This window comes from Enterobacter cloacae complex sp. BZL2005 (genome assembly GCF_049238885.1).
Lineage (GTDB): Bacteria > Pseudomonadota > Gammaproteobacteria > Enterobacterales > Enterobacteriaceae > Enterobacter > Enterobacter roggenkampii.
In genome coordinates this window covers 258,362-273,181 of sequence record NZ_JBMKGI010000003.1, presented here as the reverse complement: position 1 = coordinate 273,181, position 14,820 = coordinate 258,362, and the positions used below count along the sequence as shown (strand labels likewise).

Below are 14,820 nucleotides of genomic sequence, written 5' to 3'. Positions count from 1 at the left end.
TGACTTTGTAGGCCGGGTAAGGCGAAGCCGCCACCCGGCAATTGAGAGGCACCATGTCTTCAGAAATCATCCCCGTCACCCAGGATATCGAACTTCGCGCCGTCGAAGAGCGCTACACCGCCGACCTGCACAATCTCGTTGTTAAAAACAGAGTCTTTCTGCAAACCGCCTTTGACTGGGCGCAGCACGCGATCAGCGAAGAGGACACCCGCCGCAACGTGCAGAGTAACCAGATGCTTCACCAGCGCGGCTACGCCAAAATGTTTCTGATCTTCAAGGATGATGCGCTGGTTGGCGTCCTGTCGTTCAACACGATTGAACCGACCAACAAAGCCGGCTACATCGGCTACTGGCTGGATGAAGCCCACCAGGGTCAGGGCATTCTCTCTCAGTCACTGCAGGCGTTTATGCGCTACTACGCTGAACGCGGTGAGATCCGTCGTTTTGTGATCAAGTGTCGGGTGGCGAATCAGCACAGCAACAGCGTTGCCGTGCGCAACGGTTTTACGCTGGAAGGGTGCCTGCGGGAAGCGGAATACCTGAATGGCCGCTTTGACGACGTGAATATCTACGGCAGGATTTATACCCTATAACGCACCCAGCAGCGGCGTGCGGGTGATGCGCTGGTCGCCGTTTATCACTTTTTCGCCGCGCAGATGAATGCTCTCGCCAGCAAACGCTTCTATGACCGCATCGTCGGTGATTTCAACCCGATGCTCGATAAGCACATCCCCGCTGATTCGCGCGCGCCCCTGGATCACCACTTTATCATCCAGCATGATCGGCCCGCCGCGCAGCCATGCCTGACCGCCAATCAGGACGTGATGCTTGATGACGCAGTTGCCTTCAACCACGGCATTCTCCGCAATCTGCGAGCTGTAGCGCACCGTCGGGATGGCATCGTCGTCGAAACCGGCTATCACGCGGGCGTTGCCGTAGACTTTCGCGCAGTCGCACACCCAGACGTTGTTGAGTTCGTTACCCTCCAGGATCGCGTTGTCGAAGACTTCGGCCCGGTGTTCAACGAAGGCAAAATTAACCATCGCCTCGCCGTAGATTTGCGCCTGGTGCACAATGCGCGACTGGCTCACCATCGCCTTATCGTAGATTTGGAGGATCTGTTCATGATCCGGCGTCAGCCCTTTGGCGGCAATGACCACACTGTGATGCAGCACGCGCGCGTCGCCGTAGATATGGCACTCGCCCCGTACGCAGGATTGCTGAATAGTGACGTTGTCACTTATTCGCGCCCCGTGGCTGACCTCCGCGCCGTCCACCCAGCAGCTGTCGCTGATATGTGCGTCATGGCTAATGATGCATGGAAGGGTAAGACGCGCGTTGCCGGATACGGTTGCCCCGGCGAACACCACGCTGTTTTCATCGTAGATCCAGCAGTCGCCGTCCTGTGCGAGGGCGCGCTCATCGTCAATCCAGCCGCCTCTCGTGCCGACCGTCACGTCGTTAAAGTCCGCCGTGGCGATGATCTGCCGCAGCGTGGTGGCGTGGGTAGTTTCGCCGTTTTTCCATTGCCAGTGGCGGGTTTCATCGCTGAGCCGGTACTTTTTCATCGTTTGATCTCTGGTAAGCATCTCAACTAAACGTAGCAAATTTTCGGCTTTTCGTTTTGCTGGCATCCGCTGCAGAAACCGCTTAAAATGGCATTTAAAATACATTTTAAAAATTAAAATTAATGAATAAATTTAACAAACCCAAACAGGTACTTAACTTGCCCGCAGGGTATTTTGGCATGGTGCTTGGCATCATCGGGATGGGTTTCGCCTGGCGATACGCCAGCACCCTCTGGCCAGTGACGCGTTGGCCGGGTGAGGGCCTCGTAGCCCTTGCGGTGATATGCTGGTTTCTTTTAACGGTCGCGTTTGTGACGCGCGCGATCCGTTTCCCCCGCAGCGTGCTGGCAGAGATGCGACACCCGGTGATGAGCAGTTTTGTCAGCCTTTTCCCGGCCACCACGATGCTGGTCGCCATCGGCTTTGTCCCCTGGTGTCGCGCGGTGTCACTGGCATTGTTTGGCATTGGCGTGGTGGTGCAGCTTGCATACTCCGCCTGGCAAAGCGCCGGGTTATGGCGCGGGAAACATCCGCAAGAGGCGACCACGCCTGGATTATATCTGCCTACGGTGGCGAATAATTTTATCAGCGCGATGGCATGCGGTGCCCTGGGCTTCAACGATGCAGGGTTAGTCTTCCTTGGCGCGGGCGTCTTTTCCTGGCTCAGCCTGGAACCGGTTATTCTTCAGCGTCTTCGTAGTGCAGGAGAACTGCCCTCCGCAATGCGTACTTCATTGGGTATTCAACTGGCGCCCGCGCTGGTGGCATGTAGCGCCTGGTTCAGCGTAAATGGCGGTCAGGCGGATACGTTTGCGAAAATGCTGTTCGGCTATGGCCTGCTGCAGCTGCTATTTATGCTCCGCCTGATGCCATGGTATTTGTCCCAGCCGTTCAATGCCTCATTCTGGAGTTTTTCCTTTGGCGTATCGGCCCTGGCAACCACGGGTCTGCATCTGGGACAAAGCAGTCCGACGGGCTTTTTTCACGCCATTGCCGTGCCGCTGTTTATCTTCACCAACGCGATTATTGGGTGGCTGTTGGTGCGTACATTGATTCTGCTGCTTCAGGGCAAACTTCTGGTTCGTGCTGATAAAGCGCAGCTTATGCAATCCGAGGAACAATAATGACCGTCGATGAGAATTACTTCACTGAGAAATATGGCTTAACGCGTACCCATTCAGAAGTGCTGTACAGCGCGGAGATCGTGAGGCCCGGTAAAACGCTGGATCTGGGCTGCGGCAACGGCCGTAACAGCCTTTATCTTGCAGCCAACGGCTACGATGTCACCGCGTGGGACAAGAACCCGATGAGCATCGACAATATCGAGCGCATCAAGGCGGAAGAAGGGATCGCTAATCTGCATACCGCGATTAAGGATCTGAACAACCTGAGCTTTGACGGCCAGTACGATTTTATTCTCTCTACCGTGGTGCTGATGTTCCTGGAGGCAAAAACCATCCCGGGCCTTATCGCCAATATGCAGCGCTGCACGACGCCGGGCGGTTACAATCTGATCGTTGCCGCCATGGATACGGCAGACTACCCCTGCACGGTCGGCTTCCCGTTTGCGTTCAGGAGCGGTGAGCTGAGCAACTACTATGAAGGCTGGCAGTTGCTCAAATACAACGAAGACGTTGGCGAACTGCACCGCACCGATGAACACGGCAACCGCATTAAGCTGCGCTTTGCCACGATGCTGGCACGAAAGCCCGCTTAACGGGCGGCCAGCAGGCAGATCTGCAGGGCTGTCTTATAAGACGCCTCAAACGACGACAGCGGCAGGAATTCAAACTTCGAGTGGAAGTTATGCGCCCCGGTGAAGAAGTTCGGGGTGAGTAGCCCTTTAGCCGAGAGCGCCGCGCCGTCGGTGCCGCCGCGCATCGGCGTCGGTTTCGGCGTGATGCCGAGCGATTCCATCGCCTCGAACATCAGATCGATGGCGCGTCGGTCTTCGCCAATCGCATTGCTGATATTGCTGTAGGTATCTTCAATGCGATAGTCCACTTTGGCCGTCGGATATTGGGCGGCAATCAGCGCGGCCACGTCGGCAATCTGCTGCTTGCGCGCGGCAAAGCGCTCCTTGTCAAAGTCGCGGATATTGGCCTTAAGAACGGCCTCGTTCTGTCCGGCCTGAATGCCGTTAAACCAGATATAGCCTTCACGTCCCTCGGTGCACTCGGGCGTTTGCTGGCGGTCAAAATGGCTGATGTAATCAGTCGCCATCAGCAGGGGATTCACCAGCACGCCTTTGGCGGACATCGGGTGCGCCGTCACGCCGGTAAAACGGATTTCCGCGGCTGCCGCATTAAAGTTCTCGTAAACAATCTCACCCAGCTCGCAGCAGTCAATGGTCCAGGCAAAGTCGACGTCGAAGCGCTTAAGATCCAGCGCCTTGGCACCGTTCAGGCCGAGCTCTTCGTCAGGCACAAACGCCACGACGATATCGCCATGCTGGTGTTCCGCCGTCAGGTTTTCCAGCACCGTCATGACCACCGTGACCGCCGATTTATTATCGGCGCCCAATACGCTGGTTCCGTCGCTGAAAATAATCTCCTCGTTCGGATAAGCCAGAATTTCAGGGTGCTCCTCTACCCGTAGCCAGATGTCTTTCTCTTTATTCAGACAGAGATCTTCACCGGTAAACGTTAATATTTGTGGATGAATATCCGGTGAAAGTCCCACGTCGACGGTATCAATATGGGTAATAAAGCCGATGCGCGGCGCACCGGGCACGTTGCCTTTTTTTACCGCCGTTACCGTGGCAAATTCATCAATCACAATATCGTCTAACCCCAGCTGTGCCAGCTCCTGCGCCAGCTCGCGCGCCATGTCGTGCTGGCCCGGCGTTGAGGGCAAAGTTTTGACTCTGGGATCGCTCTGGCTGGTGATCGCGAGATAGCGGAAAAAACGGTGCGTTAATTGTCTGGAAAGCGGCGAGCCCATAGTGATTTGTTCCTTATTTATTTTTCGGGTGTTTGCCACTTCACTTTAATGTTATTTATGAAATGGCAAAAGAATTAATTAGCCGTCGAATTAAAAAGACAGGAATAAATGATGACAAGCAAACTCACAACTATTGCGCTGGCGCTTGCGGCGCTCACGGTCAGTTCCGCCGTCGCCGCGAAAACGCTGGTGTATTGTTCCGAAGGATCGCCGGAAAACTTTAATCCTCAGCTTTACACCTCGGGAACCAGCGTCGACGCCAGCGCCGTGCCGGTCTATAACCGTCTGGTCGATTTCAAACCCGGCACCACGGAGCTGGTGCCGAGCCTGGCGGAGCGCTGGGAGGTGAGCGACGACGGCAAGGTTTACACCTTCCATCTGCGTCAGGGCGTGAAGTTCCAGAGCAATAAATCCTTCACGCCAACCCGCGACTTTAACGCCGACGACGTGATTTTCTCGTTTATGCGCCAGAAAGACGTGAATCATCCCTACCACAACGTCTCTAACGGCAGCTACTCCAACTTCGAAAGCCTGGAGTTCGGCAGCCTGATAACCGCCATTGATAAAGTCGATGACCACACCGTGCGCTTTACCCTGGCGCACCCGGAAGCGCCGTTTGTCGCCGATCTGGCCTGGTATTTTGCCTCAATCCTTTCGGCGGAGTATGCCGACGCGATGCTGAAAGCGGGCACGCCGGAGAAGGTGGATATGGAGCCCATCGGCACCGGGCCGTTTAAGCTGGCGCAGTATCAGAAGGATTCCCGGATCCTGTTCACGGCGTTTGCCGACTACTGGCAGGGGAAATCGAAGCTGGACCGACTGGTGTTTAGCATCACCCCGGATGCCTCCGTGCGTTTTGCCAAAATTGAGAAGAACGAATGTCAGGTGATGCCGTTCCCAAACCCGGCCGATCTGCCGCGCATGAAGGCGAACAAAGATATCAACCTGATGAGCAAAGCCGGGCTGAATACCGGCTTCCTGGCGTTCAACACGCAGAAGCCGCCGCTGGATAACGTGAAGGTCCGTCAGGCGCTGGCGATGGCCATCAACAAACCGGCCATTATTGACGCGGTGTTCCACGGTACCGGAACGGCGGCAAAGAACCTGCTGCCGCCGGGCGTCTGGAGCGCCGACAGCGAGCTTAAGGATTACGACTACGATCCTGAAAAAGCCAAAGCGCTGCTGAAAGAGGCCGGCTTTGCCAGCGGCGTCAGCATCGATTTATGGGCGATGCCGGTCCAGCGTCCCTATAACCCGAATGCGAAACGCATGGCGGAGATGATTCAGGCGGACTGGGCGAAAATTGGCGTACAGACCAAAATCGTTACCTACGAGTGGGGCGAATACCTTAAGCGTGTGAAGGGCGGGGAACATCAGGCTGCGCTGATGGGCTGGACGACCGCAACGGGCGATCCTGACAACTTCTTTGGTCCGCTGTTTACCTGCACCTCGGCGAACGGTGGCTCAAATTCGGCGAAATGGTGCTATAAGCCGTTTGATAAGATCATTGCTGAAGCCAAATCGATAACCGATCATGATAAACGGGTGGCGCTGTATAAACAGGCTCAGCAGATGATGCATGACCAGATGCCTGCGGTGATGATTGCGCATTCAACGATTTTCGAACCGGTGCGCAAGGAGGTGAAGGGCTATGAAATCGACCCGTTTGGCAAACATCTGTTCTGGCAAGTGGATATAAATCAGTAATTTTTCACTGCCCGGCATGCGTCCGGGCAATCTTTTTGCAATTTGTGCTCCCGGCATCATTTTTTGTCACAACAAACCCGCCAGACTTTTGCTATAACTTCAAATGCATACTTGCAGATAACATGGAAAACTATCATGCGTACTCAAACTTTTTTTAAAGTTGCAGTGCTTACTGGTCTGTTGGCGTTGGCGGGCTGTTCTTCAAAAGTCGCCGCTCCGGAACAATACTCCGGCTTTTTAAAAGATTATTCAGGCTTACAGCAAACGACCTCGGCGACGGGAAAACCAACGCTGCGTTGGGTCGATCCTTCGTATAACGAAGCCAATTACGACAGCATTCTCTGGACGCCAATTACCTATTATCCAACGCCAAAACCCACCACGCAAATTGGGCAAAAAACGCTTGATGAGTTGTTGAATTACACCAATAACAAAATGAAAACGGCGATTGGTACGCGTAAGCCAGTTGTCACCACGCCGGGTAAACACAGCCTGATTTTCCGTGGCGCGATTACCGGGGTGAGTTCGCAGAAAGAGGGGCTGCAGTTCTATGAAGTGGTGCCTGTTGCGCTGGTGGTTGCCGGGACGCAGATGGCAACCGGACACCGCACCATGGATACGCATCTCTTCTTTGAAGGCGAGCTGATCGATGCGGCCACCAACAAACCGGTCATGAAGGTGGTACGTAAAGGCGAAGGTAAAGAGCTGAATAACGAAAACACACCAATGACCTTTGCGACGCTGAAGCAGGTTGTTGATGACATGGCGACGGACGCCACCATGTTTGATGTGAAAAAGACCGCGAAATAAAATAAAACGGCCTGCGTAATGCAGGCCGTTTTATTTATGCCATTCGTAAGCGTCTGAACCAGGTTTCCGGTTTGGTAAACATCACCATATTTCCTCCCAGAATCAGCACTAATCCCACGATACCGTTGACATGCCAGACGTAGCCTTCATACACCGTGGAGATGGAGAGCGCCACCAGCGGGAAGAGCAGCGTGCTGTAGGCCGCTTTGCCCGGGCCAATACGTCCCACCAGCGTGAAGTAGGCGCCAAAAGCAATCACCGAGCCAAACAGGGCCAGATACACCAGCGCGCCGAGATAGCTCACCGTCCATTCCGGCACAAAGCTATCGCCTCTGAACAGCGCAATGCAGCCCATCACCAGCGTGCCATAGAGCATCGCCCAGGCGTTGGTGGTCATGGTTTCCAGGCCTCTGCGCTGATGGCGCATGCTGATCATATTACCCAGCGAGAACCCATACGTGCCGAGTGCGGAAAGGCCAATGCCCGTCAGGAGTGACGCGCTCCAGCCGCTGGCCAGCAGGTCGTCCCAGAAGAGGGTGATGATCCCGACCAGCCCCAGTGCCGCCGCCGTCCAGAATCGCGCGGGCGGGCGCTGTCCGAAGAAAATAAAGCTGTTAATGGCGTTATAGAGTACCGCCATGGAGAAGATCACCGACTCCAGCCCGGTATTGATATGTGCCGCTGCCGTGTAAAAACACCAGAAGTTAAAGCAGAAAACACAGCATCCCTGAAGCAGGCAAAAAAGATGATCCCGAAGCGCCAGCGTGCGCAGGCGACGCAGGGCGAGTAACACCACCATCATGGTGAGGCTGGCGACGGCGAAGCGCCAGAAAATGGACACCGGCGCCGCGACGGGGCCCTGCTGCAGGAAAATCGCAATCCAGGTGGTTCCCCAGATAATGACCACGAGTCCGTATAATAATGCGTTCATAGTTGTCTCTTCTTAAACCGCGGAAGCCCGCAGTATGACGCTGAGATGCGTAACGGGCTTTCACCCGCTTGCGGCAGACTTGCAAAATCTTGCGCTTTTTTCTTCTGGAGGGACTGGCAACGGGCGACAACTCTTCTTAGACTGATATTCCGATTCTTCACGCGCTAACGGTTATGTCTCACGCTTACGATACCTTTGAAACGCTTTGCCAACAGAATGCAGTCCTGCGGGAAACCGTCTCGCTGAATTCGGGTATTCAGCTGGCCGCGTGGTACAACAAGCACGACACGATCACCGTAAAGAGCAACCATCATACCCTCAGCCTGTACGTGGCGGACGGCTACGAAAGCTATCAAAAAACGCCGGGCGGCTGGAAGAACGGCGGGGGGCCGGACCGTTTCTGCCTGATGCCCAAAGAGAGCGAATCGACGTGGGATATCCGCGATGACCTGTCGTTTGTGCATCTCTACTGCACCGATGAACACCTGCGCGACGTGGGAGAAAAAATCTGGGATAAGCGGCCGCTTGCGCTGACCCTGGACGAGCGTATTTTTGGCAGCGACCCGAAGATCACCACGCTGTATCGCCAGTTTTTACTGGGCTGCGACTGGCAGCAGCACGCCAACCAGCTCACCCTGAGCACGGCCTCCACGCTGCTGCTGACCCATCTGCTGCAAAACTACTCAAACGTGCAGTGGAAGCTGCCGGTCGTTACGGGAGGGTTGTCCCCGTTCGTGCTGCGCAACGTCCTCGCCTTTATCGAAGAGAACCTCGGGCAGCCCCTGACGCTGGCCGAGCTTGCGGCGCAGGCCGCCCTCAGCGAATACCATTTTGCCCGCATGTTCCGCCAGTCGACGGGGCTGGCACCGCATCAGTACGTGATGCACAGGCGTATGGTCAAAGCGAAAGAGCTGGTGCAGCATACCTCCATGCCACTGACGGACATTGCGCTGGCCTGCGGGTTTAACTCCGCCAGCCACTTCAGCAACCGCTTTCGCAGCGCGACGGGCATGACGCCGTCGCAGCTACGCGCGGCGAGCGCGTGAAAACAGGGCGTAACATACCCCGCCCAGCACCAGCCCCCAGAACGCCGAACCGATGCCCAGGATCGTGACGCCGCTTGCGGTCGTCAGAAACGTGACGATGGCCGCGTCGCGCTCCGCCTCGTGACTCAGCGCCTGATATAAACTCCCGCTGATGGTGCCCAGCAGCGCCAGTCCGGCGAGCGTCTGGATCCAGCTGAGCGGCAGGGCGGCCATAATGCCGGTAATGGAGCCACCGAAAATTCCCGCCAGCAGATAAAACCCGCCGGCTGCGATGGCCGCCAGCCAGCGTTTTTCCGCGTTCGGGTGTGCATCCGGGCTTTGACAAATGGCGGCGGTAATGGCCGCAATGCAGATTGAAAAGACGCCAAACGGAGAAAACAGCAGCGCCATTCCCCCCGTCACGATGATGAGCGGTGAGGCCGCCAGCGGGTAGCCGGAGGCTTTCATCGTGGCGAACCCCGGCGCGTTTTGCGAGGCCATGGTCACGAGGAAGAAGGGCAAGCCAATACTCACCAGGCTGGTGAAGGTGAAGTCAGGCGCAATAAATTCGGGCATCACCAGAGAAAGGGTGAGCTTATCCGTGACAACGTCACCACCGGCCCAGGCCACGATACCGCCCACCAGCAGCGTGACCACGATGGCATAGCGCGGCGACAACGCTTTTGCGATCAGCCATGCCGCAATCATGCTGCCGCACAGCAGAAAGTGCCCCTCAAGATGCGCAAACGCGTGGAGGCCAAACTGCAGCAGTACCCCGGCGAGCATGGCGGCAGCAAGCGAATGGTGGATCAGCGTCATCAGACGGGCGAAAAGCCCGGTGATGCCGCAGAGCAAAATTAGCGCGTTGGCAAAGATGAACACGCCGATGGTTTCCGCCAGCGTGACGCCGTGCAGGCTGGTGGCGAGCAGCGCCGCGCCGGGCGTTGACCAGGCGGTCAGCACGGGCGCTTTGTACCACCAGGAAAGCGCCAGCGTGCTGACGCCCATCCCAATCCCCAGCGCGGTCATCCAGCCCGCAATCTGCTGCGCGCTGGCGCCAGCCGCGGCGGCGGCCTGCCAGATGATGGCGGCTGAGCTGGCGTAACCCACCAGAACGGCGACAAATCCAGCCAGTACGACCGGAACAAGATGAGAGGAAGGGCGCATGAAAACTCCGTTGTGCGTTATAACGTCCGGAGTAAGGTAACACTGTGCGTTATAGCGTACAAGTGGTATGCTCGTCGTCAGGAGGAAATATGGACATCACACAACACCTTGCAGCAACACTGAAAACATTACGCCAGGCACGGGGCTGGAGCCTGTCGAAGCTGGCGGACGAAACCGGCGTATCAAAGGCCATGCTCGGGCAAATCGAGCGAAATGAATCCAGCCCCACGGTGTCGACGCTGTGGAAAATTGCCACGGGACTGAACGTGCCGTTTTCCGCCTTCATTACACCGGAGGCGGACCGGCAGGCGGTGTTTGACCCGCAGCAGCAGGCGATGGTCGTCAAGCCGCTCTTTCCGTGGGACGAGACGCTCGGGTTTGATTATTTCTCCATCACGCTGGCACCCGGCGCGCTGAGCGAATCCACGCCGCATGAGGCCGGGGTAATAGAACATGTCGTCGTAGTAAGCGGCGAGCTGGAGATGAAGCTTGGCGGCAAATGGCAGACGATTTCTGCCGATTCGGGCATCCGTTTCGCCGGCGATAAACCGCACGCCTACCGCAACAGCAGCGACCGGACGGTGCATTTTCACTCCCTGATTCATTATCCCCGCTGAGGCTACGCAAAACTGTTTCGCTGACGCAGACTTCTGACTACAATAGCCGCCATTTTGACCATAACGGATAACGACGAAGTATGCGCCTGCAATCCCATCATCTTGAACTTTTAAGCCCGGCCCGTGACGCCGCCATTGCCCGTGAAGCGATCCTTCATGGCGCAGACGCCGTCTACATTGGCGGCCCGGGCTTCGGTGCCCGCCATAACGCCAGCAACAGCCTGAGCGATATTGCTGAACTGGTGCCGTTCGCCCACCGTTTCGGGGCGAAGGTGTTCGTCACCCTGAACACCATTCTTCATGATGATGAGCTGGAGCCTGCGCAACGTCTGATTACCGATCTCTATCAGGCCGGGGTGGATGCCCTGATCGTTCAGGATATGGGCGTGCTGGAGCTGGATATTCCGCCCATTGAGCTGCACGCCAGTACCCAGTGTGATATCCGCACGGTAGAGAAGGCGAAGTTCCTCTCCGACGTCGGCTTTTCGCAGATCGTTCTGGCGCGCGAGCTGAACCTGAATCAAATCCGCGATATTCACCAGGCGACAGACGCGACGATTGAATTCTTCATCCACGGCGCGCTGTGCGTGGCCTATTCCGGCCAGTGTAACATTTCGCACGCGCAGACGGGCCGCAGCGCCAACCGCGGCGACTGCTCTCAGGCCTGCCGTCTGCCGTATACCCTGAAAGACGACCAGGGCCGCGTGGTGGCATTTGAAAAACACCTGCTCTCGATGAAGGATAACGACCAGACCGCCAACCTGGGCGCGCTGATCGACGCGGGCGTGCGTTCCTTCAAGATTGAAGGGCGCTATAAAGATATGAGCTACGTGAAGAATATCACCGCGCACTATCGCCAGATGCTGGACGCTATCATCGAAGATCGCGGTGACCTGGCGCGCGCGTCGGCCGGGCGTACCGAGCATTTCTTTATTCCGTCGACGGACAAAACGTTCCACCGCGGCAGCACGGACTATTTCGTGAATGCCCGTAAAGGGGATATCGGCGCGTTTGACTCACCGAAGTTTATCGGTTTGCCGGTGGGTGAAGTGCTGAAAGTGGCGAAAGATCACCTTGATGTTGCGGTGACGGAGCCGCTGGCGAACGGCGATGGCCTTAACGTGATGATTAAGCGTGAGGTCGTGGGCTTCCGCGCCAACACGGTGGAGAAAACCGGTGAGAACCGCTACCGCGTATGGCCGAATGAAATGCCAGCCGATCTCTACAAGGCGCGGCCGAACGCGGCGCTTAACCGTAACCTCGATCATAACTGGCAGCAGGCGCTGCTGAAAACCTCCAGCGAGCGTCGTATCGCGGTGGATATTGAACTGGGCGGCTGGGAAGAGCAGCTGATTCTGACCATGACCTGTGAAGACGGCATCAGCGTAACGCATACGCTTGATGGCCTGTTCGAGGTGGCAAACAACGCGGAGAAAGCGCGCAACAGCCTGAAGGATGGCGTCGCGAAGCTGGGGCAGACGATTTACTACGCCCGCAACGTTGAGGTCAATCTGCCGGATGCGCTCTTTGTGCCGAACAGTTTGCTCAACCAGTTCCGACGTGAAACCGCCGAGATGCTGGATGACGTGCGCCTGGCGAACTACCCGCGCGCTAGCCGTAAAGCGGAAACCGTTCCTGCGCCCGTCTACCCGGATACGCATTTATCCTTCCTCGCCAACGTCTACAACCATAAAGCGCGTGAATTCTATCATCGCCACGGCGTGCAGCTGATCGACGCGGCTTATGAGGCGCATGAAGAGAAGGGCGATGTGCCGGTGATGATCACCAAACACTGCCTTCGTTTCGCGTTTAACCTGTGTCCTAAGCAGGCGAAAGGCAACATCAAGAGCTGGAAGGCCACGCCTATGCAGCTCGTAAACGGTGACGAAGTGCTGACCCTCAAATTTGACTGCCGTCCGTGCGAAATGCATGTGATTGGCAAGATGAAAAACCACATCTTCAAAATGCCGCAGCCCGGCAGTATTGTGGCGTCCGTCAGCCCGGACGATCTGATGAAAACCCTGCCAAAACGCAAGGGCAGCTAACTACCGAACGTGCGTGTCCGGTTTGCGCGATTTCTGCCACAGGTGGTATTCGCGCAAACCCTCCGCCGACTCCTCCGCCGCGCTTCGCAATTCATCGCTATCGGCTTCATGACGCAGCTGATGATCCACATTCTTTACCCACAGATATTCATGTCCTTTGTGCCCGGCCATAAGCTGGCCTGAAAAGAGGGCACAGATAAGCATCACGAGAGATAAACCTTTTTTAACCATGAGGTCACCGCCGAATAACATTGCGGCTTAATGATGCCGATTATTTATTATTGTTATTATTCAAAAGTTCAAATTAGCGCAAAGGGAATGTCAAAGAGTATGATTTCGGGCGCGCTGCATCTCATCAGAGAACATTACCAGTGCGGGTTAAAAAGGCTGTTTAACCTTCGTTAAGATAACGAGTGTTAGGTTGTATGGGATCCGCAGCCCGGCCATGGAGTGTCGGGACGTAGAGACCAAAATACAAATCTATCCATGCAAGCATTTACCGCCATTTTTTGGCGGTTTTTTTTGCGCATAACGTAGCGGTGTTGGCCGTAGGGTTATGGCGTCACCCGATAGTGCGACTGCACCAGACCCGAAGGAAAGCTGCGGCTGGAGACCAGCGTCAAATCGATATCCCCGGGAAGGGCGCCAAACAGCGATTTTCCCGAACCGAGCAGGACAGGAACGGTTGTGATCACCATATCGGCCACCAGTCCTTCTCGCAGGAACGACTGTATGACTTGCCCACCATCGAGATAGACGCGACGGGCGTTCTGCCTCGCCAGATCGTCGAGCACCTCCTTTGGCGTGCGGCCGGAAAACTGTACTTTGCCCCTCAGCGCGTCGGGTACGGGCGTGTCGACCAGCTGACGGGAGAGCACCAGTACGGGCCGGTCATAAGGCCATGTCTCAAAGGTCCGCACCTTCTCATAGCTCCCACGGCCCATCACGATCCAGTCTTTGTCCGCGATGAACGCCGTGTAGCCATGATCCTCATTCGGGTCATCGCGCTGCAGCAGCCAGTCGATATCATCATTGTGTCGGGCGATGTAGCCATCAAGACTGGTTGCGATAAAAACGTGTGTGGTGACCATCAGGTTCTCCGTATTCCAGCGAAACCAAAAGACTGACGCCTCAGCGGGCAGTACCGGCATGAGAAAATTGTTTACGGTACTGGGCCGGGGAAATCGCGAACTGCTGGCGAAAATGATGACGCAGCGTCGATGCCTGACCAAACCCGGTTTGTTCCGCGATGCTGTCGATGCTTAAACGACTGCTTTCCAGATAATCTTTCGCCCGCAGCATGTAGCGCGGCGAAATTTTTCGCACCGAAACGCATTAAATTATGCACCGCAGCAACCGAGCGAAAAACCGCTATTGCGCACGGTGCAAATTAAAACGCCACGCAGCTTATCTCATTCAAATGATGAAGCCGGGAACCTACGATAAAGGGTGGATATACCAGCATCAAAAATAAGCGCAACTCGTTGGCGTGATTCTCCAGCTGCAATTAATCTCCCCATCTGCTCCCACTGTTCCGATGTAAACTTTGGGCGTCTCCCTCCCACTCTCCCTTGAGCCCTGGCAGCAGCAAGACCGGCTCTTGTACGCTCCACAATTAATTCACGCTCCATCTCAGCCAGTGCCCCCATAACGTGAAAGAAAAAACGTCCCATTGGCGTTGACGTATCTATACTGTCGGTCAGGCTGCGAAAATTGATATCTCGGTCGCGCAACTCCTCTACCAGCAGGACAAGATGCCGCATGCTGCGCCCAAGGCGATCTAGTTTCCATACCACAAGCGTATCCCCCTTTCCCAGGGTCTTAAGCACGCGCTTTAGCCCTGGACGCTCCGAGGTTTTTCCGCTGATCTTGTCTTCAAATATCAGTTCACATCCTGCGCATTCCAGCGCGGTTCGCTGCAATGCGGTGTTCTGGTCATTTGTTGACACCCTGACATACCCAATAAGCATGGTTTTATCCCCTGCAAAAGGCAGAAAGCATGCCACT

At 55.9% G+C, this 14,820-nt stretch carries 15 protein-coding genes and 1 pseudogene; 8 read left to right on the top strand and 8 right to left on the bottom strand.

Translation table 11 applies throughout. The features are described 5' to 3' along the window. Window positions 1-53: 53 nt before the first annotated feature. Window positions 54-593 (top strand): 50S ribosomal protein L7/L12-serine acetyltransferase, encoded by a 540-nt coding sequence (gene rimL / locus ACOTXI_RS08730; RefSeq protein ID WP_023344117.1) that lies wholly within the window; start codon window positions 54-56, stop codon window positions 591-593. Here the strand turns inward: rimL and ydcK are convergent. Next, a complete protein-coding gene (ydcK, locus tag ACOTXI_RS08725) occupies window positions 588-1,568 on the bottom strand; it encodes a YdcK family protein (protein WP_058654924.1) in 981 nt (326 codons plus the stop codon). The two genes, rimL and ydcK, sit on opposite strands and share 6 nt — an antisense overlap. 122 nt (window positions 1,569-1,690) lie before the next feature. Between ydcK and tehA the strand changes: the two genes are divergently transcribed. After that, window positions 1,691-2,692: a dicarboxylate transporter/tellurite-resistance protein TehA gene (tehA, locus tag ACOTXI_RS08720; protein ID WP_058654926.1), complete on the top strand. Its 1,002-nt coding sequence runs from the start codon at window positions 1,691-1,693 to the stop codon at window positions 2,690-2,692. Then, window positions 2,692-3,285, top strand: a complete 594-nt coding sequence (gene tehB / locus ACOTXI_RS08715; protein WP_058654928.1) for a tellurite resistance methyltransferase TehB — start codon at window positions 2,692-2,694, stop codon at window positions 3,283-3,285. The genes tehA and tehB overlap by 1 nt, the downstream gene beginning before the upstream one ends. Here the strand turns inward: tehB and pepT are convergent. Beyond that, entirely contained in the window at window positions 3,282-4,511 is a 1,230-nt protein-coding gene (pepT, locus tag ACOTXI_RS08710; RefSeq protein WP_058654930.1) for a peptidase T, read from the bottom strand. The two genes, tehB and pepT, sit on opposite strands and share 4 nt — an antisense overlap. 111 nt (window positions 4,512-4,622) lie before the next feature. Here pepT and ACOTXI_RS08705 point away from each other — a divergent pair, with 111 nt between their 5' ends. Next, window positions 4,623-6,218 (top strand): ABC transporter substrate-binding protein, encoded by a 1,596-nt coding sequence (locus ACOTXI_RS08705; protein ID WP_087855447.1) that lies wholly within the window; start codon window positions 4,623-4,625, stop codon window positions 6,216-6,218. 135 nt (window positions 6,219-6,353) lie between these two features. Continuing rightward, window positions 6,354-7,028: a DUF3313 domain-containing protein gene (locus tag ACOTXI_RS08700; RefSeq protein ID WP_008502258.1), complete on the top strand. Its 675-nt coding sequence runs from the start codon at window positions 6,354-6,356 to the stop codon at window positions 7,026-7,028. A gap of 34 nt (window positions 7,029-7,062) precedes the next feature. Here ACOTXI_RS08700 and ACOTXI_RS08695 read toward each other — a convergent pair whose 3' ends face one another. After that, complete coding sequence (locus tag ACOTXI_RS08695) at window positions 7,063-7,959, bottom strand: DMT family transporter (protein WP_021242523.1); 897 nt, start codon at window positions 7,957-7,959, stop codon at window positions 7,063-7,065. A gap of 173 nt (window positions 7,960-8,132) precedes the next feature. On the opposite strand from ACOTXI_RS08695, the gene ACOTXI_RS08690 reads away from it, so the two are divergent. Beyond that, entirely contained in the window at window positions 8,133-9,005 is an 873-nt protein-coding gene (locus ACOTXI_RS08690) for a helix-turn-helix transcriptional regulator (protein WP_045354007.1), read from the top strand. On the opposite strand, the gene ACOTXI_RS08685 is transcribed toward ACOTXI_RS08690, so the two are convergent. Further along, complete coding sequence (locus ACOTXI_RS08685; protein ID WP_058654415.1) at window positions 8,985-10,151, bottom strand: benzoate/H(+) symporter BenE family transporter; 1,167 nt, start codon at window positions 10,149-10,151, stop codon at window positions 8,985-8,987. The genes ACOTXI_RS08690 and ACOTXI_RS08685 overlap by 21 nt on opposite strands. Before the next feature lie 89 nt (window positions 10,152-10,240). Between ACOTXI_RS08685 and ACOTXI_RS08680 the strand changes: the two genes are divergently transcribed. Together ACOTXI_RS08680 and ACOTXI_RS08675 are read left to right on the top strand one after the other, a co-directional pair. Continuing rightward, on the top strand, window positions 10,241-10,768 hold the full coding sequence (locus ACOTXI_RS08680; protein ID WP_058654416.1) for a helix-turn-helix domain-containing protein: 528 nt from the start codon (window positions 10,241-10,243) through the stop codon (window positions 10,766-10,768). Window positions 10,769-10,848: 80 nt separating this feature from the next. After that, a complete protein-coding gene (locus tag ACOTXI_RS08675; RefSeq protein ID WP_058654417.1) occupies window positions 10,849-12,813 on the top strand; it encodes a peptidase U32 family protein in 1,965 nt (654 codons plus the stop codon). Here ACOTXI_RS08675 and ACOTXI_RS08670 read toward each other — a convergent pair whose 3' ends face one another. From ACOTXI_RS08670 to ACOTXI_RS08655, 4 genes and pseudogenes are all read right to left on the bottom strand, one after another. Further along, the gene (locus ACOTXI_RS08670; RefSeq protein WP_058654522.1) at window positions 12,814-13,044 is read right to left on the bottom strand and encodes a DUF2554 family protein; all 231 of its coding nucleotides are present in this window, start codon (window positions 13,042-13,044) and stop codon (window positions 12,814-12,816) included. 323 nt (window positions 13,045-13,367) lie between these two features. After that, window positions 13,368-13,904: a dihydrofolate reductase family protein gene (locus ACOTXI_RS08665; RefSeq protein WP_023344127.1), complete on the bottom strand. Its 537-nt coding sequence runs from the start codon at window positions 13,902-13,904 to the stop codon at window positions 13,368-13,370. A 40-nt stretch (window positions 13,905-13,944) separates the two neighbouring features. Beyond that, a pseudogene (locus ACOTXI_RS08660) lies at window positions 13,945-14,109 on the bottom strand (helix-turn-helix domain-containing protein); the annotation flags it as partial. Window positions 14,110-14,225: 116 nt separating this feature from the next. Next, complete coding sequence (locus ACOTXI_RS08655) at window positions 14,226-14,783, bottom strand: recombinase family protein (RefSeq protein WP_058654308.1); 558 nt, start codon at window positions 14,781-14,783, stop codon at window positions 14,226-14,228. Window positions 14,784-14,820 lie beyond the last annotated feature (37 nt).